General features: G+C 32.5%; 27 protein-coding genes and 1 riboswitch. Of the genes, 16 read left to right on the forward strand and 11 right to left on the reverse strand.

What is annotated here, in order from left to right; translation table 11 throughout:
• The first annotated feature begins 19 nt into the window (after nucleotides 1-19).
• Complete coding sequence (locus tag ACFWV9_RS00170; protein WP_411893205.1) at nucleotides 20-1,636, forward strand: Ig-like domain-containing protein; 1,617 nt, start codon at nucleotides 20-22, stop codon at nucleotides 1,634-1,636.
• Here the strand turns inward: ACFWV9_RS00170 and ACFWV9_RS00175 are convergent.
• The 5 genes from ACFWV9_RS00175 to ahcY form a co-directional block, all read right to left on the reverse strand.
• A complete protein-coding gene (locus ACFWV9_RS00175) occupies nucleotides 1,620-2,402 on the reverse strand; it encodes an amidohydrolase (RefSeq protein ID WP_411893206.1) in 783 nt (260 codons plus the stop codon). The two genes, ACFWV9_RS00170 and ACFWV9_RS00175, sit on opposite strands and share 17 nt — an antisense overlap.
• A gap of 85 nt (nucleotides 2,403-2,487) precedes the next feature.
• Complete coding sequence (locus ACFWV9_RS00180) at nucleotides 2,488-3,630, reverse strand: methionine aminotransferase (protein ID WP_411893207.1); 1,143 nt, start codon at nucleotides 3,628-3,630, stop codon at nucleotides 2,488-2,490.
• A gap of 16 nt (nucleotides 3,631-3,646) precedes the next feature.
• Complete coding sequence (locus ACFWV9_RS00185) at nucleotides 3,647-4,183, reverse strand: DUF1569 domain-containing protein (RefSeq protein ID WP_411893208.1); 537 nt, start codon at nucleotides 4,181-4,183, stop codon at nucleotides 3,647-3,649.
• Between the two features lie 31 nt (nucleotides 4,184-4,214).
• Nucleotides 4,215-4,721 carry a very short patch repair endonuclease gene (locus ACFWV9_RS00190; protein ID WP_411893209.1) on the reverse strand — a complete coding sequence of 169 codons (507 nt, stop codon included), beginning with the start codon at nucleotides 4,719-4,721 and terminating at the stop codon, nucleotides 4,215-4,217.
• A 57-nt stretch (nucleotides 4,722-4,778) separates the two neighbouring features.
• Entirely contained in the window at nucleotides 4,779-6,092 is a 1,314-nt protein-coding gene (ahcY, locus tag ACFWV9_RS00195; RefSeq protein WP_411893210.1) for an adenosylhomocysteinase, read from the reverse strand.
• Nucleotides 6,093-6,217: 125 nt separating this feature from the next.
• On the opposite strand from ahcY, the gene ACFWV9_RS00200 reads away from it, so the two are divergent.
• The 8 genes from ACFWV9_RS00200 (at nucleotide 6,218) to ACFWV9_RS00235 (ending at nucleotide 13,413) form a co-directional block, all read left to right on the forward strand.
• Nucleotides 6,218-6,844 (forward strand): 4'-phosphopantetheinyl transferase family protein, encoded by a 627-nt coding sequence (locus ACFWV9_RS00200; protein ID WP_411893211.1) that lies wholly within the window; start codon nucleotides 6,218-6,220, stop codon nucleotides 6,842-6,844.
• A complete protein-coding gene (locus ACFWV9_RS00205) occupies nucleotides 6,844-7,593 on the forward strand; it encodes a geranylgeranylglyceryl/heptaprenylglyceryl phosphate synthase (protein ID WP_411893212.1) in 750 nt (249 codons plus the stop codon). The genes ACFWV9_RS00200 and ACFWV9_RS00205 overlap by 1 nt, the downstream gene beginning before the upstream one ends.
• A gap of 8 nt (nucleotides 7,594-7,601) precedes the next feature.
• Nucleotides 7,602-7,862 carry a hypothetical protein gene (locus ACFWV9_RS00210; RefSeq protein WP_411893213.1) on the forward strand — a complete coding sequence of 87 codons (261 nt, stop codon included), beginning with the start codon at nucleotides 7,602-7,604 and terminating at the stop codon, nucleotides 7,860-7,862.
• Complete coding sequence (gene pnuC, locus ACFWV9_RS00215) at nucleotides 7,846-8,478, forward strand: nicotinamide riboside transporter PnuC (protein ID WP_411893214.1); 633 nt, start codon at nucleotides 7,846-7,848, stop codon at nucleotides 8,476-8,478. The genes ACFWV9_RS00210 and pnuC overlap by 17 nt, the downstream gene beginning before the upstream one ends.
• Nucleotides 8,439-9,005 (forward strand): AAA family ATPase, encoded by a 567-nt coding sequence (locus tag ACFWV9_RS00220; RefSeq protein WP_411893215.1) that lies wholly within the window; start codon nucleotides 8,439-8,441, stop codon nucleotides 9,003-9,005. Before pnuC ends, ACFWV9_RS00220 begins: the two co-directional genes overlap by 40 nt.
• Complete coding sequence (locus ACFWV9_RS00225; RefSeq protein ID WP_411893216.1) at nucleotides 9,005-10,561, forward strand: DUF4301 family protein; 1,557 nt, start codon at nucleotides 9,005-9,007, stop codon at nucleotides 10,559-10,561. Before ACFWV9_RS00220 ends, ACFWV9_RS00225 begins: the two co-directional genes overlap by 1 nt.
• Before the next feature lie 2 nt (nucleotides 10,562-10,563).
• The gene (gene arfB, locus ACFWV9_RS00230) at nucleotides 10,564-10,968 is read left to right on the forward strand and encodes an alternative ribosome rescue aminoacyl-tRNA hydrolase ArfB (protein ID WP_411893217.1); all 405 of its coding nucleotides are present in this window, start codon (nucleotides 10,564-10,566) and stop codon (nucleotides 10,966-10,968) included.
• A 56-nt stretch (nucleotides 10,969-11,024) separates the two neighbouring features.
• Nucleotides 11,025-11,114: riboswitch (TPP riboswitch) on the forward strand.
• A gap of 85 nt (nucleotides 11,115-11,199) precedes the next feature.
• Nucleotides 11,200-13,413 carry a TonB-dependent receptor gene (locus ACFWV9_RS00235; protein WP_411893218.1) on the forward strand — a complete coding sequence of 738 codons (2,214 nt, stop codon included), beginning with the start codon at nucleotides 11,200-11,202 and terminating at the stop codon, nucleotides 13,411-13,413.
• On the opposite strand, the gene ACFWV9_RS00240 is transcribed toward ACFWV9_RS00235, so the two are convergent.
• The gene (locus ACFWV9_RS00240) at nucleotides 13,410-13,844 is read right to left on the reverse strand and encodes a hypothetical protein (protein WP_411893219.1); all 435 of its coding nucleotides are present in this window, start codon (nucleotides 13,842-13,844) and stop codon (nucleotides 13,410-13,412) included. The two genes, ACFWV9_RS00235 and ACFWV9_RS00240, sit on opposite strands and share 4 nt — an antisense overlap.
• A gap of 141 nt (nucleotides 13,845-13,985) precedes the next feature.
• On the opposite strand from ACFWV9_RS00240, the gene greA reads away from it, so the two are divergent.
• Nucleotides 13,986-14,459 carry a transcription elongation factor GreA gene (greA, locus tag ACFWV9_RS00245; protein WP_411893220.1) on the forward strand — a complete coding sequence of 158 codons (474 nt, stop codon included), beginning with the start codon at nucleotides 13,986-13,988 and terminating at the stop codon, nucleotides 14,457-14,459.
• 76 nt (nucleotides 14,460-14,535) lie between these two features.
• Nucleotides 14,536-14,937, forward strand: a complete 402-nt coding sequence (locus ACFWV9_RS00250; protein ID WP_411893221.1) for an HIT family protein — start codon at nucleotides 14,536-14,538, stop codon at nucleotides 14,935-14,937.
• Here ACFWV9_RS00250 and ACFWV9_RS00255 read toward each other — a convergent pair.
• Nucleotides 14,934-16,091, reverse strand: coding sequence for a sensor histidine kinase (locus tag ACFWV9_RS00255; RefSeq protein ID WP_411893222.1), 1,158 nt, complete (start codon nucleotides 16,089-16,091; stop codon nucleotides 14,934-14,936). The two genes, ACFWV9_RS00250 and ACFWV9_RS00255, sit on opposite strands and share 4 nt — an antisense overlap.
• 124 nt (nucleotides 16,092-16,215) lie before the next feature.
• On the opposite strand from ACFWV9_RS00255, the gene ACFWV9_RS00260 reads away from it, so the two are divergent.
• From ACFWV9_RS00260 to aat, 3 genes are all read left to right on the forward strand, one after another.
• Nucleotides 16,216-17,085 carry a flavin reductase family protein gene (locus ACFWV9_RS00260; RefSeq protein ID WP_411893223.1) on the forward strand — a complete coding sequence of 290 codons (870 nt, stop codon included), beginning with the start codon at nucleotides 16,216-16,218 and terminating at the stop codon, nucleotides 17,083-17,085.
• A 45-nt stretch (nucleotides 17,086-17,130) separates the two neighbouring features.
• Entirely contained in the window at nucleotides 17,131-17,508 is a 378-nt protein-coding gene (locus ACFWV9_RS00265; protein ID WP_411893224.1) for a DUF3127 domain-containing protein, read from the forward strand.
• A 273-nt stretch (nucleotides 17,509-17,781) separates the two neighbouring features.
• On the forward strand, nucleotides 17,782-18,408 hold the full coding sequence (gene aat, locus ACFWV9_RS00270) for a leucyl/phenylalanyl-tRNA--protein transferase (RefSeq protein WP_411893225.1): 627 nt from the start codon (nucleotides 17,782-17,784) through the stop codon (nucleotides 18,406-18,408).
• Between the two features lie 4 nt (nucleotides 18,409-18,412).
• Here the strand turns inward: aat and ACFWV9_RS00275 are convergent, their stop codons facing one another.
• The gene (locus ACFWV9_RS00275) at nucleotides 18,413-18,976 is read right to left on the reverse strand and encodes a DNA-3-methyladenine glycosylase I (RefSeq protein ID WP_411893226.1); all 564 of its coding nucleotides are present in this window, start codon (nucleotides 18,974-18,976) and stop codon (nucleotides 18,413-18,415) included.
• Nucleotides 18,977-19,055: 79 nt separating this feature from the next.
• On the opposite strand from ACFWV9_RS00275, the gene ACFWV9_RS00280 reads away from it, so the two are divergent.
• Entirely contained in the window at nucleotides 19,056-19,673 is a 618-nt protein-coding gene (locus ACFWV9_RS00280; protein WP_411893227.1) for a thioredoxin family protein, read from the forward strand.
• Nucleotide 19,674: 1 nt separating this feature from the next.
• Here the strand turns inward: ACFWV9_RS00280 and ACFWV9_RS00285 are convergent, their stop codons facing one another.
• From ACFWV9_RS00285 to ACFWV9_RS00295, 3 genes are read right to left on the reverse strand one after another with little or no spacing between them, the layout of a single operon-like run.
• Nucleotides 19,675-20,427 carry a hypothetical protein gene (locus ACFWV9_RS00285; protein ID WP_411893228.1) on the reverse strand — a complete coding sequence of 251 codons (753 nt, stop codon included), beginning with the start codon at nucleotides 20,425-20,427 and terminating at the stop codon, nucleotides 19,675-19,677.
• A 54-nt stretch (nucleotides 20,428-20,481) separates the two neighbouring features.
• On the reverse strand, nucleotides 20,482-21,180 hold the full coding sequence (gene truB, locus ACFWV9_RS00290; RefSeq protein WP_411893229.1) for a tRNA pseudouridine(55) synthase TruB: 699 nt from the start codon (nucleotides 21,178-21,180) through the stop codon (nucleotides 20,482-20,484).
• A gap of 6 nt (nucleotides 21,181-21,186) precedes the next feature.
• Nucleotides 21,187-21,981, reverse strand: coding sequence for an undecaprenyl-diphosphate phosphatase (locus ACFWV9_RS00295; protein WP_411893230.1), 795 nt, complete (start codon nucleotides 21,979-21,981; stop codon nucleotides 21,187-21,189).
• 133 nt (nucleotides 21,982-22,114) lie between these two features.
• Between ACFWV9_RS00295 and ACFWV9_RS00300 the strand changes: the two genes are divergently transcribed.
• Complete coding sequence (locus tag ACFWV9_RS00300) at nucleotides 22,115-23,425, forward strand: amylo-alpha-1,6-glucosidase (RefSeq protein ID WP_411893231.1); 1,311 nt, start codon at nucleotides 22,115-22,117, stop codon at nucleotides 23,423-23,425.
• The last annotated feature ends 6 nt before the right edge of the window (nucleotides 23,426-23,431 follow it).

Consider the following 23,431-nt stretch of genomic DNA (forward strand, 5'->3'; position numbering starts at 1 on the left):
TCTAAATTATTCTTGCTGAATGTATTCATATTTACAGAGATTTTTTATTGGCCTATTTTTGATCGCTCTTATTGTAGGCTGTGCCAATCGTGGCACACCATCTGGAGGTGAAAAAGATACTGAACCACCTATTATTTTAAAATCTGAACCTGAGAATTTTTCGACAAATTTTAAGGGTGACGAAATCAAGATTTACTTCGATGAATATGTGAAGATTAAGGATCTTAGAAAACAGTTGATTATTTCTCCTCCAATGGACACAGACCCCTCTATAATTCCAATGGGAGGAGCAAGTAAATATATTTCTATAAAAATTAAGGACACTCTTGAAGCTAATACTACCTATGCATTTAATTTTGGAGAAAGCATTGTAGACAATAATGAAGAAAACCCATATCCATACTATAGATATGTGTTTTCAACAGGAGACACTATAGATTCACTATCTGTTAAGGGTTATGTGGAAGATGCGATATTAGAGGAACCAGACACTTTTGTTTCTGTAATGTTATACGAAGTAGATTCTTCTTATACTGACTCTATTGTTTTCAAAGAAAAACCAAGATACATCACTAACACATTAGATAGTTTAACAACTTTTAGTATTGATAACATTAAGGAAGGCAAGTATAAATTAATAGCAATAAAAGATAAAAACAGTAATTTTTTATTTAATCAGAAAGATGATAAAATCGCTTTTAAAGAGGGTTTTATAACTGTGCCTACAGATTCTTCATATGGATTAACCTTATTTCAAGAAGAACCTAATTTTAAAGCATTTAAGCCAAAGCAAGATGGAGAACAAAGAATTCTCTTCCCATATGAAGGTGATTATAAAACCATTCAAATTGAGTTGTTGGGTGAGAAACCAGAGGGTTTTGAAACTAGATTAACTAAGAACAAGCAAACAGACAGTTTATATTATTGGTATAAACCAAAATTTGAAGTAGACACGGTTAATTTCATTGTTAGAAATGAGAAGTATTTAGATACATTTAAACACAGATTTAGAGCAATGGAGACAGATTCATTAGAGATTAAAGCATTAGTCTCTGGGACTGTGAATTTTGATCAAGACTTTAGCTTGGAGGGAAATATACCTTTTACCAAAATAGATAAATCAAAAATCAGTCTTATAAACAAAGATTCAGTTTTTGTTGATTTTCAAATTGAATATGATTCAATTTATAATAAATACACCTTCCCAGTTGAGAAAGAAGAGGGTCAGAGCTATGTGATTACAATGATGCCTGAAACCTTTGAAGGCTTTTATGGAGGTGTCAATAAAGATACACTTAATTATTCCTTTAGAACAAAAATGAAATCTGAATATGGGAACTTAAGAGTTCAACTGAGGAATGCAAAATTTCCATTAATTGTCCAACTGGTAAATGATACAGGTGTGGTGATATATGAACGCTATACTACTGAGAATCCATTAGTAGATTTTACGGATATAGCACCTCGTAAGTATGCCTTAAGAGTTATTTACGATACCAATGGAAATGGTAAATATGATACTGGTAATTTTCTGCTTGGAACACAACCAGAAAGAGTTAGTTATGCACCTACAGGTGATGTAGAAGAAGTGAGAGCAAGCTTTGATTTTATAATTGACTTTACACTTTTAGATTAAAGTTATCTCTATCGTTAAGAAAATTTAGTTTAGCTCTGTATTTGCTTATCATTGATTTATCAAGAGATATTATTTCAACTTTTTCTTCATTTTCACTAATAGAATCTAAACGGTTACCCAGAACATCATATGCTCCCGAGTGACCAGAATATTCATAGTTTAGACCATCTAAACCAATTCTATTAACACCAATACAATAACACATGTTCTCTATAGCTCTTGCCTTGAGTAAGGCATCCCAAGCATTTATTCTTGGTTTTGGCCAATTAGCAACATAGAGTAATACATCATAGTCCTCCGTATTTCTTGCCCAAACAGGAAAGCGAAGATCGTAACAAATTAGTGGGCAAATATTCCAACCTAAATAATTGAATATTACTTTTTCAGTACCTGCAGTATATACATTATGTTCGCCTGCTAATGTAAATGTGTGCCTTTTGTCATATTGAATTAAGTCACCTGAAGGTTTGGCACAAATTAAGCGATTGTAGTAGTTATTATTTTCTGTTATGACTAAACTACCAATAATAGCAACATCCTTATCTTTTGCTATGGACTTAAGCCAATTTATGGTTGCACCATGCATAGTTTCCGCAATCTTTAAGGCGTTCATGGTAAATCCTGAAGTAAACATCTCTGGCAGTATTATCATATCTACCTCATTAGATATGGTATTTATTCTTTCTTCGAAATGTTTACGATTTGCTTGGGGATCTTCCCATATCAAATGCGTTTGAATAATTGCTATTTTAAGGGTATTTTGCATAGTTACATTTTACTGTTTGATTTCTTAACCTTAAATTCTAGTTCTAATATATTGACAACAAAATTTATAAAATACAAAAAGTAACTTAAATTTTACAGAGAATTTCTGATGCTCTAATCAAAGTCTCTTCTGTTTTGGCAAAGCAGAATCTTAAAACCTTATCATCTTTGTTTTTGTCATAAAATACGGATAAGGGAATAGAAGCAATTTTAGATTCAATAGTTAATCGTTTTGCAAATTCCACATCGTGTTCTTCCGTGATATCAGAATAATCTAAAACCTGAAAATAAGTTCCTTGTGAGGGTTTGAATTTAAATCGTGATTCGGAGATTAAATTCAGAAATAAATCTCGTTTACGTTGAAAAAACTCTGAAAGACCAATATAGGTTTTGGGATTCTGCATATAGTCGGCAATACCTTTTTGAACAGGATGATTTACAGAGAATACATTAAATTGATGCACTTTTCTAAATTCAGCCATTAAATAATTTGGCGCACAGCAGTAACCAATTTTCCAACCAGTATTATGAAAGGTTTTTCCAAAAGAGGCAGTAATAAATGACCTTTGTTTTAGATCATTAAATAAACAAACACTAAAATGTTTAGCATCGTCAAAAACGATGTGCTCATAAACTTCATCACTCAAAACAATAATATTGGTATTCTTAGTTAAGTTTTGAAGTTTAAGCATGTCTTCTTTAGACCAAATTGTACCAGTAGGATTATGTGGCGTATTAATAATTATCATTTTGGTCCTTGAAGTAATTTTTGATGACACCTCTTCCCAATTTACCTTATAATTGGGTGCTGACAATTGTACACTTAATGGTTTGCCACCATTTAAGATCACAGCAGGCTCATAGCAATCATAAGCAGGTTTAAATATTATTACTTCGTCATCTTTATGGATAAATGCAGAAATAATAGTATAAATGGCCTGCGTGGCACCAGCAGTTACAGTGATTTCATTTTCAGGATGATAAGTGCTTTTATATAGCAATTCATATTTATGAGAGATTGCTAGTCTTAAATCTAAATTCCCAGCCATTGGTGCATACTGGTTATAACCATTGTTCATTGCTTGAGTAACCAAATCATTTAATTTTTGATCACTAGTGTAATTAGGAAAACCTTGAGATAGATTGAGTGCATTATGCTCATTTGCCAGAGCACTCATCACAGTGAAAATTGTGGTACCTACATTTGGTAGTTTTGATTGGTGTTGCATTTTATAACTAACACTGTTATTGCAAGATGTCTTTAATTATTTTTAGATGATGGTTTGTATGCACTTCTAAAAACCTGATGGTTTGGGCTCTATTAAGACTGCCAAAGACAAAGTGTTTGAAGTATGAATTTTCATCTAATAATTTCAATTTGATAATATTTTCTTTTGCTTCTTTAATCTGAGCATAAATATCTTCGGTATAAATTACTTCAGGTGGTTTTACAATATCTGGTGATTGTGCGCGACCCCTTGGAATATAGCCTGATGTCATTGTAATAATTCTCATGGCATTTAAAGAAGAACTGTATTCTTTTGGATTGGATTTTTCCAATGCTTCAAAAATTCTATTGATTGTTTTTAGAATATGATCTAATTGCCAAGCAACATCAGCTTTTGATACATCTAATTTAATACTATCTCTTTGAGGTATATAGTTTTCAACCTTCTCAATTAAAGGGGATAGTACATCTGGATTGTCTTGACTCATCTTGTATCTTGAATAAATAAAAACCATAATTATCAAAACTAATACTATGATTATCCTTTTTTTCATAATAGAAAGGTAGTTAATTTTTTGATAGAAATTATCTAATATTCAATCCAGATAAATGTAAATAAATCATGACATCGTTTATGCAAATATTGAGATTGTCTTTAACCTCGTGCGCCCAAAACCGAAATACAGTAAAGCCCAATTCATTGAGTTTTTGATTAACCTCAAGATCTCGTTGCATATTACGCTCAATTTTAGGGATCCAAAACCTGCGATTAGTTTTCAATTTTGGTTTGCGCTCATCCCAGTCATAGCCATGCCAATATTCACCATCGATAAAAATAGCCAGTTTGTATTTTTTAATGCTTATATCGGGTTTACCAGGTAATTGTTTGCTGTTTATACGATAGCGAACACCTTTTCTCCATAAGGCTTTACGAAAAAGTAATTCTGGTTTGGTATTCTTACCGCGTATTTTGCTCATCATTTTTGAGCGTTTTATTGTGGTGTAGAATCCTTCTTCTTCACTAAAGCGTGGGACTTTTATTTTTTTGTTTGTATGGTACATTACAGTATTAAAATAAAAAAACCCTTTCATTTCTGAAAGGGCTTCCTTAATAAATTTGAGATTCTTTGCTTTCGCAATGAAAGTCAATTAGTATCTATAATGTTCTGGTTTATAAGGGCCTTCAACTGTTACGCCAATATAATCTGCTTGATAACCTTCAAGTTCAGTCAACTCAACACCAATTTTTTCTAAGTGTAATTTTGCTACTTTTTCATCTAAATGTTTTGGTAGCATGTATACTTTATTTTCGTAATTATCAGAGTTTTTCCAAAGTTCAATTTGTGCCAAGGTTTGGTTTGTAAATGAATTACTCATTACAAAACTTGGGTGACCTGTAGCACAACCTAAGTTTACTAAACGACCTTCAGCTAAAATGATAATGTCTTTACCGTCAATAGTATATTTATCAACCTGTGGCTTAATGGTATTTTTAGTATTACCGTAATTCTCGTTTAACCAAGCCATTTGTATCTCATTGTCAAAATGGCCAATGTTACAAACTATGGTTTTGTCTTTCATAGCTTTAAAATGCTCTGCTCTTACAATATCTTTATTTCCAGTAGAAGTAATGATAATATCAGAATTACCAACTACAGTTTCTAAGCGTTTTACTTCAAATCCGTCCATGGCTGCCTGTAAGGCACATATAGGATCAATCTCAGTTACGGTTACAATACTTCCAGCTCCTTTAAAAGAGGCAGCAGTTCCTTTACCTACATCACCATAGCCGCATACCGTTACACGCTTGCCTGCTAACATGATATCAGTAGCACGACGAATAGCATCAACAGCCGATTCTTTACAACCGTATTTATTATCAAACTTTGACTTAGTTACAGAATCATTTACGTTAATTGCTGGCATTGGTAATGTTCCGTTTTTAAAACGTTCATATAAACGGTGAACACCAGTGGTTGTCTCTTCAGATAAGCCTTTAATACCAGAAGTTAATTCTGGGTATTTATCTAATACCATATTGGTTAAATCGCCACCATCATCTAAAATCATGTTTAATGGTTTTCTGTCTTCACCAAAAAACAACGTTTGTTCTATACACCAGTCAAATTCTTCTTCTGTCATGTTTTTCCATGCGTATACTGCTGTACCAACATCTGCAATAGCAGCTGCTGCTTGGTCTTGAGTTGAAAAAATATTACAAGAACTCCAAGTGACCTCTGCACCTAGTGCTTGTAAGGTCTCAATTAATACAGCAGTTTGAATAGTCATATGCAAACAGCCAGCAATGCGCGCACCCTTAAGTGGTTGCTCATCTTTATATTCTTCACGTAGGCTCATTAGGCCAGGCATTTCTGCCTCAGCTAATTCAATCTCTTTTCTTCCCCAAGATGCAAGTGACATATCTTTCACTTTATAAGGGGTATAAGCAATTTTTGTACTCATTTTATAGTTCTTTTTTTAAATGACTGCCTTTGGGATTCTCACGTAATTGGTTAAATTCGTCATTCATTACGTGCCAAATCTGTTTAAGGCAGTGCAAAGATAAACATTACCATTTAGAATATTAAATGCCACTTTACAATTCGATTAGTGTAAACTCACAAACTACTGTTAAAATCTGGAAGATTGAGGAGTCTTATTCTGATCTTTTAAAGCCTTTGGATTTAAAACCAAATAGCTTAGAGCGTGTTTTAGGCATGAAAAGTGAACTGCATCAACGTGGGTTTTTAAGTGTAAGGCACTTACTTAGAGAGTTTGGGTATACCGATCAGGATTTACATTATGATGACTATGGTAAGCCACACCTAAAGGATGGAAAGCACATTTCAATTACGCATTCATTCACATTTTCTGGTGTAATAGTAAGTGATAAGGAAGTTGGAATTGATATTGAAAAACAACGCGATAAAATTGCAATCATTGCAAAAAAGTTTGTGGATTATGAATTTAATTATCTCAATATTAGTGCAGATGATTATATAAATAAATTAACCGTAATTTGGGGTATTAAAGAATCCTTATATAAACTATTTGCGACACCAGGAATGCTATTCAAAGATCATTTTTTAGTCATTCCTTTTATGATTGAAGATGGTAATACTGTTGCATGGATAGACTATAAAAATAAAAAGTATAGGTACAATACAGCTTTTTTAGAATTTGAAGGCTTTACATGTGCTTATGTGGTACCATAATGAAAGGCTTATATAAAAATATTATAATTAATTCTGAGATTGACAAAACTCAATTGGCCGTTTTAATTGATCCCGATAAAATGAAGCTTAAAAATGTTTCAACATTTATCGAAAAAGTCAAAAGATCAATTGCAACACACATTTTAATTGGTGGAAGTGAGGTTAAAGAAAATATTGTAGATGCATTTATAACGGAAATAAAATCACACACAAACTTACCTGTAATATTGTTTCCTGGTGACATTAATCAGATTGCAAGGAATGCGGATGGTATTTTGTTTTTATCATTAATTTCTGGGCGAAATCCAGAATATTTAATAGGAAAACAGATAGAGGCTGTTCCTAAATTAGCAAATACAAGTCTTGAGATTATACCAACAGGCTACATTCTGATTGAAAATGGTAAGAAAACTTCAGTAGAGAGAGTGAGTGAAACCATACCAATGTCTAGATCTAATATTGACCTTATTTGTGATACAGCAAAAGCAGGTGAGTTTTTAGGCATGAAACTTATTTATCTCGAAGCTGGTAGCGGAGCGACACATCCAATTGAGCCAACGATTATTTCTAAGGTAAAATCAACTTTAAATATTCCTTTGATTGTAGGTGGTGGTATTAGAACAAAAATGGACTTAGATAAAGCCATTATCGCTGGTGCTGATTTAGTAGTTATTGGTACTGCTTTTGAGGAAGATGAAACATTCTTTGAAGAATTGTTAAAGCCAGAATTAAAAATAACTGCCAATTAATAAATTCAATGAAAATATCCGTAGAGCTTACTCTAACGCCCTTAAAAGATGATTACGAATCTCATATTATCGAATTTATCAAAGAACTAAGAAAATCTGAATTTAAAGTTCTTGAAAATCCATTAAGCACACAAATTTATGGAGAATATGATGCTTTAATGACTTTTTTAACTAGAACCATTAAACAATCTTTTCTAGATATAGATATTGCCGTATTAAACATGAAAGTTGTAAAGACAGACCGAAGCGATTATGAACCAGATTTTTGATTTCTTTTTTGGTCAGTATTCAGACTATCAAACTATGGATATTGTATTAGAGATAGTTGCCGTAGTCTTTGGATTTCTATCCGTATGGTTTTCCAAGCAAAACAATATTTTAGTATTTCCAACAGGTATGATAAGTACCTCGATTTTTGTGTATTTACTGTTTAAATGGGAATTACTCGGCGACATGATGATTAACGGTTATTACTTTGCTATGAGTGTTTATGGCTGGTATATTTGGACGCGTAAAGTAGATGCCACACATGTAACGCCTATATCGACAACTACCCAAAAGGAAAAACAGATTAGCATTGGTATTTTCTTGGCTACTTTACTAATTGTTTTTGTGGTGTACAAGGCATTTGACAAATGGACAAGTTGGGTTGCCTACGCAGATACGTTAACAACTGCAATATTCTTTGTAGGCATGTGGCTTATGGCAAGACGTAAAATAGAAAACTGGATATTTTGGATTATTGGAGATGTCATATCTGTACCTTTGTATCTATATAAAGGTTTTACTTTTACTAGTTTTCAATATTTAGGATTTACAATTATTGCCATTTATGGCTATTTAGCATGGAAGAAGCACTTAAACAACAACCTTCAAATTGTATAAGAGTAGTTTTATTTGGACCCGAATCTACTGGAAAAACTACACTATCAAGGCAACTTGCTAGACATTATAATTCCGTTTGGGTACCTGAGTACGCAAGAGAATATCTTCAGAATAAATGGAATAATGAACGCAAAACTTGCGAGCCCAAGGACCTGTTGCCCATAGCTATTGGCCAAATGAAGCTTGAAAATGAATTGGCACAAAAAACAGATACAGTTTTAATTTGTGATACGGATCTTCTAGAAACCAAAGTTTACAGTGAAGCCTATTACTCTGGTACTTGTGACCCGATTTTAGAGACCAATGCTCTAAAAAATTCGTATGACATTTATTTTTTAACTTATATTGACACCCCTTGGGAAGCTGATGACCTAAGAGATAAACCCAATGAAAGAGAACGTATGTTTAGGGCTTTTGAAGAAGCCCTTATTAAGTACAATAAGTCGTATGTTTTACTCAAAGGTAATAAGCAAGAACGATTAAAATTAGCTATTAAACATATAGATAACCTACTAAAAAAACCATAATGAGCTTTACAGAAACCGATATTAGACAAATAGAGTCTAAAGGATTAACATTAGAGCAAGTACAAGCACAAATTAATTTATTTAGAACCGGTATACCGTTTACACATATCGTTGAGGCAGCAACAATTGATAATGGGATTATTAAATTAGATAACCAAATCATTAATAAGTATATCTCTAATTTTGATTCTCATAGAAACAAATTATCTCTAATAAAGTTTGTGCCAGCATCCGGTGCAGCTACCAGGATGTTTAAGTTTTTATTTAAATTCATTAAGGAGTATAATCCAAAAAATCAATCTATAAATTCATTTATCAATAAAAATAATTCAAAGGATTTGTCCTTATTTCTGGTTGGGTTAGAGAAATTCCCATTTTATAAAGAAGTAATATCAGAATTAAAGGCCAATAATATTGATTTTGATGAATTGTCTTCAGGTGAGAAAGCTTTTGAATTTGTTTATGCAATGCTATTAGAATCACATCTTAATTTTGGTAACTCACCAAAAGGGCTGTTGCCATTTCATGAATATAAAAACAACCATATATCTACGGCTTTTGAGGAGCATTTATATGAAGCGGCATTATATGCATCCGACAATAATGAGGCGAAATTACATTTTACTATCTCAGAAAAATATAAAGATAGATTTGATGAGGAATTTAAGAATATTGAAGAATATGTTGAGAAAAGAACAGGTATTTCGTTTGACATTTCCTTTTCATATCAACATGAATCAACAGATACAATAGCTGTTGATTTAAATGACGAGCCTTTTAGAGAAGATGATGGTTCGCTTTTATTTAGGCCATCAGGTCATGGCGCCTTACTTAAAAACCTTGATATATTGGACGCTGATATCATATTCATAAAAAACATAGATAATGTTGTTGTAAAACAATATAAGGATGAGGTTGCCAAGTATAAAAAAGTTTTAGCAGGTATATTGCTCGACGTACAAGAGAAAGCTTATAATTTTTTGAGAGATTTAGATACAAATGAAATTAATGAAGATCATTTAACAACAATCGCAGAATTTCTAACAAGACAACTCAACGTTAAGATTTCTGATGAGTTTGAAAAATATTCTGAAAAGTATAAGATTGAATATTTAAGAGAAAAATTGAATCGTCCAATAAGAGTTTGTGGTATGGTGAAAAATGAAGGAGAGCCTGGTGGAGGACCATTTTGGGTAAAGGATCAAAACTCTAATGTCTCATTACAAATTGTAGAATCTGCTCAGATTAATCAAGAGAACATAGAACAAAAAAACATCTTGAAAAATGCTACACATTTTAACCCTGTGGATTTAGTTTGTGGCATTAGAAATTATAAAGGTGAAAAATTTAACCTTGATGATTTTGTTGACCATAAGGCGGCTTTTATTACTATGAAAACCAAGGTTGGTAAAGATTTAAAGGCTCTAGAATTACCAGGGCTTTGGAATGGAAGTATGGCCTTTTGGAATACCATTTTCGTTGAGGTGCCAATCCTTACTTTTAATCCCGTTAAAACAGTAAATGATTTGCTGAAAGACACGCATCAAATAAACTAATTGTGGATGCTGAAAGTTTAATTTCTGAATTAACGTATAAGGCTGTTAGAAGTTCAGGTAGTGGAGGTCAACATGTCAATAAAGTATCTACGAAAGTTGTGCTCCATTTTGACGTTTTAAATTCTAAATATTTAAGTGAGGAAGATAAAATAAAGCTTAATTCCTTTTTAAAGAATAGAATAAATAAAGCAGGAATTTTAGTTTTAAGCTCGGACCAAAATAGGAGTCAATTAAAAAATAAAGCAGATGTTACTAAGCGTTTTTTAAATCTCATTAAGCTTGGATTAAAAGAAGAAAAAGAAAGAAAGCAAACCAAAATACCAAAAGCCGTAAAGCGTAAACGAATAGAAAATAAGCGTAAAATTTCAGAGAAGAAATCCAATAGACGACCTCCTAAGGTTAACTAATAAATATTTTAAAATTCATTAGTCCTCAATTATCATTTGTTATTATCTTAGCAGCGTTCTCAAAAAAGGGGTGCCAATAAGAGCTGAGATCATACCCATTGAACCTGAGCAGGTAATGCTGCTAAGGAATTAAACGAATTTGTTGTTTTATTTTTTACAATAAGTTCAAAATTAATCAATTACTAACAAAGAATAATTACCTCTTTTTATTCGATTATTATTTATAGTCGTATGAAAATTTTGTTCAAAAAACACTTTCAAAAATTCAAACCGAATTTACTGTTTATTTTATGTTTTTCATTTGGGACAATCTTCGCCCAGGAAAAACAGCAAGATTCTTCAAAAGTTCAAAAACTAGATGAAGTTTTGGTAAAATCAGTACGTGTAGATGCCAAATCGCCTATTACACATTCTAATGTTTCAAAAAAGGAAATAGCAAAAAGAAATTTAGGTCAAGACATTCCTGTCTTATTAAATTTTTTACCCTCTGTTGTTACCACTACAGATGCTGGAGCTGGTGTTGGCTATACAGGTATAAGAGTAAGAGGTGTAAGTCCACAATCTACCAATATTACTATAAATGGAATCCCCTATAATGATGCTGAATCCTTAGGTACTTTTTGGGTAAATCTTGGCGATTTTGCTTCATCAGTAGAAAGTCTTCAACTACAGCGCGGTGTAGGTACTTCTACTAATGGATCTGGTGCTTTTGGTGCGAGTATTAATGTACTTACTGATGCTATTTCAAAAGATGCCTCAGGCGAAATTTCCAATTCTATTGGTAGTTTTAATACAAGAAAACATACTTTAAAGTTTAGTACAGGTTTATTGAACGATCATTTTGAAATTGCTGGTCGTTTATCTAATATTTCATCAGATGGTTATATTGACAGAGCTTCTGCAGACTTAAAATCTTACTTTTTACAGGGTGCTTATGTTGATGATAATACACTGATAAAAGCTGTTGTTTTTGGTGGTAATGAAGTAACATATCAAGCTTGGTATGGTATTGATGCGCAAACACTAGCTGATGACAGAACTTTTAATTTTGCAGGTATATTTACTGACGATGATGGTAATACTCAATTTTATGATAATGAAGTTGATAATTATAGTCAGGACCATTATCAATTGCATTGGAATCAACGCTATAATAACTACTGGTCAACAACTGTTGGACTCAATTACACATATGGTCGTGGATATTTTGAACAGTTTAGGGAAGATGATGATTTTTCAACTTACGGTTTTGAAGAATTAAACGTCAATGGAGAAACTGTAAATACTACAGATTTAATCCGACGTCGTTGGTTAGACAATGATTTTTATGTCATCAATGCCAGTGCCAATTATAAAAACAACGGATTAGATATGATTTTTGGTGGTTCTTTTAGTCATTATGACGGTGATCATTATGGCGAAGTTATTTGGGCGGAGTTTGCAAGTCAAAGTGATATCAGAGACCGCTATTATGATGGTAATAGCTTAAAAAATGATTTATCGTTATTTACTAAGGCTAATTATAAACTTAACGACAAAGTGAGTTTATATGGTGATTTGCAAGTTCGAAATGTAACCTATAAGACTTATGGAAATACTTCTGATTTGGTAACTTTTGAGGTTGATAAAGATTTCACTTTCTTTAACCCAAAGGCTGGTATAAATTACGATTTAGACAATGCAAACAGCCTTTATTTCTCATATGCCAGAGCAAATAGAGAACCCAATAGAACTGATTTTGAAAGTAATACTGACATTGAACCTGAGCAACTTAATGATTTTGAGTTAGGTTATAGACATGGAAAGGGTAACTTCCGTTTCAATGCGAATGCTTATTACATGCTTTATAATGAACAACTGGTTTTATCTGGGCGATTAGATGATGTAGGAAACCCAATAAGAACTAATAGTGGAGAAAGTTATCGCCTAGGATTAGAGTTAGAGGCACTGATTCCGGTATCATCTAAATTAACATTGCAACCAAATATGACTGTCAGTACTAATAAGAATAAAGAAACAATTGTATCACTTAATGGAGAATTACAAAACTTAGGAAAAACAGATATTTCTTTCTCTCCAGATTTAGTTGCTGCAAATGCTATTGTATATCAACCAATTGAAAATTTACAACTGTCATTATTAAGTAAATATGTAGGTGAACAGTATATGGGTAATACAGAGAATACAGAATCAAAGTTGGATAGTTTTTTTGTAAATGATTTTAATATTAACTATACATTAAAAACGAATTCAGTTTTTGATTCGGTAGTATTTACTGGATTAGTAAACAACATTTTTAATGAAAAATATGTTTCTAATGGGTATTTTGGGTCGTTTGATTTTGATGACACAAGCAGTCCAACAGGAATTTCAACCGGATTTTTCTCAGGATTTTATCCACAAGCAACAACGAATTTTTTACTTGGTGTAACTTTAAATTTCTAATTGGTTACCAAATAGGTGTTATTTCCTAATGATTCAACCCTGTATGGTTTTAATGTACAGGGCTGATTGGTTTGGCTAACTAATTGGCCTGTAACCAAATTATATATATTTCCATCTTCACAGCCACATTCTGCATCAATACCGTTTAGTTGTAATGCCGAGCATGGTCCAGGTGTATGGTTCGGATCTGCTCCATCCCATGCAAGGATATTGTCACCAATACCTCTTATTAAAATAAGTCCTTCATTACCTTGTCCTTCAACTCTAACAGGATTATTGGCAAATTGAAGCTGACTAAATTGTGGTAAATTAGTGTTTACTGTTAGGTTAACACCAACGTTAAGAAGAAAGTTACAATTATTGTTATCATCGTTTTTATTACATCCTAATAAAAGCACAAAAACAAGTAGTAAGGACAATTTTTTCATCATAGAATTTTATGTGGCAATTTACAATTATTTCAACTATACCGTAAATATTTTATATATTTGCATACACGTCTTATTAAAAAGAGATGTATTAACGCTGAACATGGTTCGGCGTCTTTTTGTATATACAAAAACGATTGAATTATGAGTAAAGTATCTTATTATACAGAAGAAGGACTAAAAAAATTACGAGAGGAATTAAACCATCTCAAAGATGTTGAACGTCCTAAAGCATCACAAGCAATTGCTGAGGCAAGAGATAAAGGCGATTTAAGTGAGAATGCTGAATATGATGCAGCAAAAGAGGCACAAGGAATGTTAGAAATGAAAATTTCTAAAATGGAAGAAACCTTAGCCAATGCAAGAGTGATTGATGAGTCTCAATTAGATACATCTAAAGTATTAGCACTTTCTATAGTAAAAATAAAGAACCAAGTTAATGGAATGGAAATGACTTACACTTTGGTAGCCGAGAGTGAAGCAAATTTAGCTGCTGGTAAGATTTCAGTAAACTCGCCAATAGGACAGGGTTTACTGGGTAAATCTGTTGGTGATGTTGCCGAAATACAAGTACCAAGTGGTATTATGAAATTTGACATCTTGGAAATTTCTAGATAGAAAGTTTCTGCTAAAACAATAATCTTATTTATATTTTAAAGATTCCTTTATCGAGGAATCTTTTTATATTTATAATATGGCAACATTATTTACAAAGATTATCCAAGGAGAAATCCCTTCCTATAAAGTGGCAGAAACTGAGGATTTTTATGCGTTTTTAGATATTAATCCCAATACCAAAGGGCACACCTTATGTATCCCAAAAGCAGAAGTGGATAAAATATTTGACTTAGATAAAGAAACTTACTTGGGTTTAATGGAGTTTTCTAGAAAGGTAGCCATTGCAATAGAGAAGGCAGTACCTTGTGAACGAATTGGTATGTCTGTGATAGGTCTAGAAGTACCGCACGTACATGTACATTTAATACCATTACACAATATGGAAAATGCGCGTTTTACAACAAAGCAAAAATTATCACCAGCTGAATTTAAAGAGGTTGCAGGTTTAATTGTAAAGTATTACAATGACGATAATTAAATAGTCTTAAGTAATATTTGTATTGTGGTACCCTTACCAATGTCTGATTGAAGTACCTTTATTTTTCCATTGTGATAATCTTCAATAATTCGTTTAGCTAATGAAAGTCCTAATCCCCATCCACGCTTTTTAGTAGTATAACCAGGTTCAAAAATTTTCTGAAATTGATTCTTTGGTATTCCTTTTCCTGTATCCGAAATATTTATTAAGACTTGTTTTTCATTTTGAGAGACTTCAAGTTTTAAGTCACCCTTTCCTTTCATAGCGTCAATGGCATTCTTTACAAGGTTTTCTATAGTCCAACTAAAGAGTTGTGGATTAAGATTAACAAAGATTTCATTATCTAAATTTTTAAGTTCAAAATTAACGAGTTTAGAAGAACGTGATTGCAGATATTGAAATGATGTATTGGTAACTTCAATAATATCGGTTTTTTGTAATGTAGGAGCAGAACCAATCTTGCTAAACCGTTCGGTAATAGTTTGCAACCTATCAATATCTTTTTCAATTTCGGTAATGTATTCAGGATTTACATTTTCTGTTTTCAGAATTTCAGCCCAACCGACAAGAGATGACAATGGTGTGCCAATCTGGTGTGCCGTTTCTTTAGCCATACCTGTCCAAAGTTTATTTTGCGCTGCATTTTTAGAACTTCGGTAAAAGAAATAGACCACAGCGGCAAACAAAAGAATAATTAGCAATAAAGCCAAGGGATAATATTTGAGTTTATTTAATAAAGGAGAGTTTCCGTAATAAATAGTTTGTATTGTTTCTTTGCCAACTTTTACTTCTATAGGTGTATTTTCATTTGAAAACTTTTTAATTATACGCTGAACTTTAAGTGAATCACTAAGTTTAGAGTCTTCAATATTGATATAATTGTTTACTTCGCCATTAGCATCAATTACCAACATTGGTGTACTTGTAGTCATCTCTGTAAGAACATGAGACGTAACATTATTTACATCTTTATCTAGATCATCAATATTCTCTAATAGGTCTATTTGTGCCACGGACCAGGTATTCATTTTAACACGTTCTTCAGCCTTAAATTTTTGAAAGAAAGTATAGGTATTCCAAAGAATTAGAGAAATAATTATAAAAGAAGAAAGAATAATAATCCAGCGGATTACATTACGGTTTGAGCTAAACATTGGTTAGTACAATTTCATTTTTAAATATAATGGAATTCTGTTAATAATATTGTCTCTCATTATATATAAAATACTTTCGCCTAAGGCTCAATATAATTATATTTGTTGAAAATCAGAGTGCTATATGATTTCGATAAATCCAAAGGATCTTACTACAGCTAAATTACACAGTTATTTGTTAAGTTCGGTTGCGCCGAGACCAATTGCATTTGCCAGTACAATTGACGCTGAAGGAAATCCGAATTTATCACCCTTTAGTTACTTTAATGTATTTAGTACTAATCCTCCAATTTTGATTTTTTCTCCTGCAAGACGCGTTAGAGATAACACTGTTAAACATACTTTAACCAATGCGGAAGCTGTTAAGGAGGTTGTAATTAATGTTGTTAATTATGATTTAGTGCATCAAATGTCATTAACAAGTACAGAATATCCTGATGGTGTAAATGAATTTGAAAAGGCTGGTCTTACCATGCTACCCTCGGAGGAGGTAAAACCATTTAGGGTTGCCGAGTCTCCGGTTCAACTAGAGTGTAAAGTTAATGACATTGTGTATTTAGGAGAAGAAGGAGGTGCAGGAAATTTGATTATTTGTGAAATTGTAAAATTTCATATTGCTGAAGAAGTTCTTAACGGTGATGGTTCTATAAACCAAGAGGCATTAGATTTGGTTGCAAGGGCTGGAGGAAGCTATTACAGCAGAGCAAAAAAGGGATTCTTTCAAATACCAAAACCATTAAAATCAATGGGAATAGGTGTAGATGCTATGCCTGCAGATGTTAAAAACAGTATGATTTTAACGGGGAATAATCTTGGTATGCTAGCTAATGTAGAGGCTTTGCCTTCTAAGGAAGAGGTTAATAGTTTTATTAATCATGTTAGTGAGCGCTATCCTGATATTAAGAATACCTCACATAGAAAAAAGCATAAACTTGCTCAAAATTATTTGAGCTATGGTGATGTAGAAAGTGCATGGAAGTTATTACTTTCGTAAACTCAATAAAGAATAAATTTTAAAATAACATAGATTAAGTAAAAAATGGAAGTACAAGGACGAATTAAGGTGATTGGAGAGACACAGACTTTTGGTAGCAATGGGTTTAGAAAACGCGAAGTAGTAGTTACAACTGAAGAGCAATACCCACAACATATTATGGTAGAGTTTGTGCAAGATAAGTCTGATTTATTAAACAATTTTCAGGTAGGACAACAGGTTAAAATCAGTATTAATCTTAGGGGAAGAGAGTGGGTTAATCCACAAGGTGAGACAAAGTATTTTAACTCTATACAAGGTTGGAGAATTGAAGCTTTACAAGCAGAAGCGGGTAATGCAGATATGCCACCAGTACCTCCAACAGATGCCTTTGAGCCCGTTAGTGAATTAAATGAAGAAGATCATGATGATTTACCTTTTTAGTAAATAACAAATTAATTATTATTTAAGGAGACTTGTTTTGATAAAAAATAGGTCTTTTTTATTTTTAGAATAAAAAAGTCCTGATGGTTAGTCAGGACTTAATGTTGTGGTTTTAGGTTTTGACCTTTACAAACAAACTTAAAAAAAAGCAATGATGAACAAAAATTTATACATAAAGGTCAAGTCAAATATCAATAAAATAAAATTACTATCAAAGCCAAATGTCCGATTTAACAGCAAAAACAACGAAAAAAACGTATTATAGCTTGTAGAATGCACTTTCTAAACCAAAAAATCGAATTTCCTGATGTTACTGAGGCAACTGCAGAAGGCCTACTGGCTGTGGGAGGTGATCTTTCCTCAGAGCGACTTATACATGCTTATACCAATGGTGTTTTTCCGTGGTATGATGCTGATGATCCTATTTTGTGGTGGTCACCAGACCCTCGTTTTGTGTTATTTCCAGAGGATTTGAAGGTGTCAAAAAGCATGAAACAAATCTTACGTAAAAAGGAATTTGAGGTGACTTTTAATAAGGCTTTTACAGAAGTAATCAATAATTGTGCGTTAGCAAAACGCGAAGACCAAGAAGGTACATGGATTACGGATGATATGATTGATTCCTATATTAAACTTCATGAATTGGGTTATGCAAAATCGGTCGAGGTTTGGGAAAATATGAAATTGGTAGGGGGTTTATATGGTATTGACCTCAATAATGGTGTGTTTTGTGGTGAAAGTATGTTTGCAAAAGTTAGCAATGCAAGTAAAGTGGCTTTTATTACTTTGGTTCAGAGCAATAAGTATGAACTAATAGATTGTCAACTTCACACAAAACATCTTGAAAGTTTAGGAGCAAAGCATATTTCAAGGTCTGAATTCTTGAAACACTTAAAATAAATTTTCACACTTCATTATATCTAAAGCACGAAACTTCATGGTCATTAATCATACCTGTAGCTTGCATGTGCGCATATACTACAGTAGTTCCAACAAATTTAAAACCACGTTTTTTTAAGTCCTTACTAATAGTGTCACTGAGAGCTGTATTTGCTGGCATTTTTTTGTAATCTTCAAATTGATTTATTATCGGCTTATGATTAGTAAAACCCCAAATATAGTTGGAGAAAGAACCAAATTCACTTTGAATTTTTATAAATGCTTGAGCATTAGTTACTGTTGCCTTTACCTTTAACTTATTTCTTATAATACCAGCATCTTGTAATAATTCATCAATTTTTGACTGCTCATATTGTGCAATTTTTTTATAATCAAAATTATCAAAAGCTTTACGGAAATTTTCGCGTTTCCTTAATACTGTTATCCAGCTGAGACCTGCTTGAAACGTTTCTAATATTAAAAATTCAAAAAGTTTAGCGTCATCAAAGACAGGAACACCCCATTCCTCGTCATGATACCTTTCATATAATGGGTTGCCTACACACCAGCCGCATCTCTGTTTTTCCATTTTGTAAGTTTTTAAATTCTTTACTACTAATGTAACAACTGTTGCAGAATAAATAGTAACATTACTGTAATTTTATACTATGGAAGTACTAGATAAAATAATGATAAACGATACAATAAAAGATAGTTTAGAAAAAAGTATAAGCTATTCAGATTATAGAGATTTAGTTATAAAACTTGTTGAAGAAAATTCTACCACAGGTAATGAAAAAACTGAAGCATTAGCCAATTATACTATGTTAAATGACAGGCGAATGAGACGTTGGGATAAAACAGTAAAATTGTCTGATACTGATAAGGCAATTATTGAGTCATATAATAAAAAGGTAACTTGGTTGGTAATTACAGAAAGCTGGTGTGGAGATGCCGCGCATATAATGCCTGTAATTAATAAAGTAGCAGAACTAAATAAAAATATAGAATATAAAGTTGTGCTTCGTGATGATAATGATGATTTAATGAATCAATTTTTAACTAATGGAGGACGAGCTATTCCAAAATTGATTATGATTGATGATTCAACAAAAGAGGTTATCGATACTTTTGGGCCAAGACCTGCTCTTGCTACAAAAATGGTAAATGACTATAAATTGAAACATGGTAAAATAACTCCAGAATTTAAAGAAGATTTACAGCGATGGTATAATAAAGACAAAGGTCAATCTACGGTTAAAGATTTGGTAAAACTTTTAAATTAAATTAGTTTTTCCCTTTAAATAAAAAGGTTATTGTGCCCAGTTGATCTGTTTTGTTTGAGCTATCAAATTTTACAGATTTAGAATAATTTATTGCATGATCAATTAAGCATTGATTATTAGAAGTTGATGATCCATTAATGTAAGCATCGAAGACATTACCTACTTCATTAACTCTTATCGAAACCACAATTTTACCACCTTTTTCACACAAATAACGTGGAATATTATAGTATCCGAGAGTTCGTCCTTTTAGAGAATAAGTCAGGGTACTTCTTATTTTAGCATGTTCATCAGCGATTTTTTGATTCTCGAGTCGTTTGTTTAGTTTTTCTTGTAATTCCTTATATGATTTGGTTTCTTCAGTATTAAGTGCGTATGTTTTTTGATCACCAATTGGGCCTTTTGCATTTGGTTCTTCAATAACATTGTCGCTAGATGAACTTTGCTCAATTTCTTTAGTAGTTTTCTGAAAATCGTTCGATGACAATGTTTTAAAGTTACGCATCATTTCCTTGAATTCTTGGTCTTCATTGAAAGCCTTGTTGGTAGAAGGGCCCTTTAACTTTTCTAATTCTTCAATTAATTTTTCTTCTTCCTCGGATTGAGGTTCTATTTTATAGTAGCTTTCTGAAATCAGATTTCCTTTTTGCTTTAACTGAATAGTAAATAGACCTAACACCACAATTCCTGATATAAGGAATGTGATAATCGCCGCTTTATGTTTATCAATTAAATTCAAAATGTCGTCAATCAACTGTATTTGAATATACGAAAAATAAGGCTTTTTGGTTGTTATTAGGTTTTGGGATTAGGGCTGAAGTGGAAGCTCTTGCAGAAATTCTTCGGGAGTAACAGCTTTTTCAACTTTAAAATCTCCAATGCGTGTACGTCTTAGTTCGGATAGATGCGCACCAGAATCAAGAGCTTTACCAAAATCGTGAGCTAATGATCTAATATAAGTTCCTTTGCTACAAACCACTTTAAAATTTATGTTTAAACCATTTATTTCCGTGATTTGAAAGGCTTTAATTTCAACTTGTCTAGACTTTATTTCAACATCCTCACCGGCTCTTGCAAATTCGTATAACCGTTTACCGTCTTTCTTAATCGCTGAAAACACAGGTGGAAATTGATCGATAACACCTATGAATTGTTTAGTTGTAGATTGAATTAATTCCTTTGTGATATGATCTGTTGGGTAAGTCTGGTCTATATCAGTTTCTAAGTCAAAAGAAGGTGTTGTACTACCAATTGTAAATGTACCTATATATTCTTTTTCTTGTCCTTGAAAGGTATTGATTTGCTTTGTCATTTTCCCCGTACAAATCACCAATAATCCTGTGGCTAAAGGATCTAAAGTACCAGCATGGCCAACCTTTATCTTTTTAATCTTGAAGGCTTGTCTAATGGCCCATCGTAATTTATTTACTGCCTGAAAAGAGGTCCATGTTAAAGGTTTATCAATTAACAAAACCTGTCCATTTTTAAAATCTTCAGCAGTTTTCATATTTAATTATTGGCTCACCGCCCAAATTATAGCAATTAGGCCAACAATAGCACAATAGATCGAAAAATAGGTCAATTTACTTTTCTTTACTAAGGCAATCATCCATGTGCAAGCAAATAATCCTGCGATAAAGGCAGCAACAAATCCAATACTAAGTGGTAAAATGGTTGAACTTTCATAAGTTAGTTCACCACTGAGAATATCTTTTGCAATTTTCCCAAAAATTAAAGGAACAACCATTAAAAAAGAAAAACGTGCTGCTTTAGTTTTATCATTACCCAATAATACTGATGTAGAAATTGTTGCTCCAGACCTTGAAATACCTGGTAAAATCGCTATTGCCTGTGATATGCCAATTACAAAAGCATTTGAGAATGACACGCTTTTGTTTGTGTTTTTAGCTCTATCTGCCAAATATAGAAGTAAAGCTGTAATGATGAGCATAAAACCAACTAGTGCTATTTGGCCACCAAATAGCATTTCTAATTCTTCTTCAAAAAATACACCTATAATAGTGGCAGGAATCATAGAAACAGCAATTTTAGATATAAACTTCATATCCTCGTTCCATTCAAATTTTAAAATTCCTTTAATGATTTCAATAATGTCTTTTCTAAAAACAACAATGGTACTTAAAGCTGTTGCAAAATGAAGTACAACCGTAAATAGTAGGCTCTCCCTTGGTAATGAATTATCTCCCAATATAGCTTTTCCTAATTCTAAATGGCCACTAGAAGAAACTGGCAAGAACTCAGTAAGTCCCTGTACTATTCCTAAAATAACTGCATCAATTATTTCCATGTGGCAAAAGTATCAATTAGAAATAAGATTCAAAGCAATTGCTATAAAAATCATAAATCATATTTTTTATTTTAAATTTATACAGACCAACTAAATATTACTAACCAATAAAATTCACTGCGTTAAGCGCTCCATGAATAAACAAGAATTAATCGAAGGTGCAAAAGCTGTCCTAAATTCAAATTTTAATGAAGATAAAGGATTTACTATACCTTGCGAAGGGTTATATCCTTTTCAATGGCACTGGGACTCTGGTTTTATAGCTATAGGTTTTGCACATTATGATATCGAAAAAGCAAAATGTGAAATAGAGTCTTTACTCTCTGGTCAATGGGATAATGGATTTATTCCACATATTGTTTTTCATAATGAAAGTGACACCTATTTTCCCGGTCCAGATTATCACAGATCAGATTTACATCCAGCATCACCAAAACCTGTTAAAACAACTGGTATAACCCAGCCACCAGTTTTAGGTTTTGTCTTAAAAGAAATCTACGATATTGCATCGAATAAGCAAGATATACTAAAATTTATAAAACGCAATATTGATAAGATATATCAGAATCACACACATTTTTATACCCATAGAGATCCTTATAATGAAGGCTTAGTCTATATCTATCACAATTGGGAGTCAGGTACGGATAACTCTCCTATTTGGGATGAAATTTGGCAGACCATGAATCCACCAAAGTATAAATATGAACGCAAAGATACCACTCATGTTGATGCCTCACAGCGTCCAACAAATAGGGAATATGATTGTTACTTGCATCTTCTAGAAATAGCAAAAGCTCATAATTATGATGAAGGTAAAATAGCGGAGCTTTCACCATTTTTAGTTCAAGACCCTCTATTCAATGCCATACTTATTAAATCTAATGAAGCGTTGATTGAATTATACCAAATAATTGGTGGTAATAATAATAAGATTGAGATCTTAAAATCATGGCAGGATAAGGCTAAAACTAGATTTGAAGAGAAATTATTTAATGAAGAATTAGGCTCCTATGTGTATTACGATCTAAGAAATGACAAGCAGATAGCCTATGCTACATCTTCGTCTTTTACACCGCTATTTGCGGGTATACCAAATAAGGAAAGAGCAAATAAATTAGTAGATAGTTTGATTCAAAATTTTGGAAGTGAAGACTTATTTCTTTGTGCTTCCTTTGATCCCAAGAGCGAACATTATAATCCTGTTAAATATTGGAGAGGTCCTGTTTGGATTAATCTGAACTGGTTAATATATAGAGGACTTAAGAGATACGGCTACTTAGAAATTGCCAAGCGACTTAAGCAAGAAACCATTAATTATATTGAGCTTCATGGTTTCTATGAGTATTTTGATGCACGCAAAGATCAGTTTGAAAACGCTGCTTATGGAGGTAAGAATTTTTCATGGAGTGCCGCCTTAACATTAGACTTATTAAACGAATAATAAATT

The organism is Winogradskyella sp. A2, assembly GCF_046762865.1.
In the GTDB taxonomy this organism is placed as follows: domain Bacteria; phylum Bacteroidota; class Bacteroidia; order Flavobacteriales; family Flavobacteriaceae; genus Winogradskyella.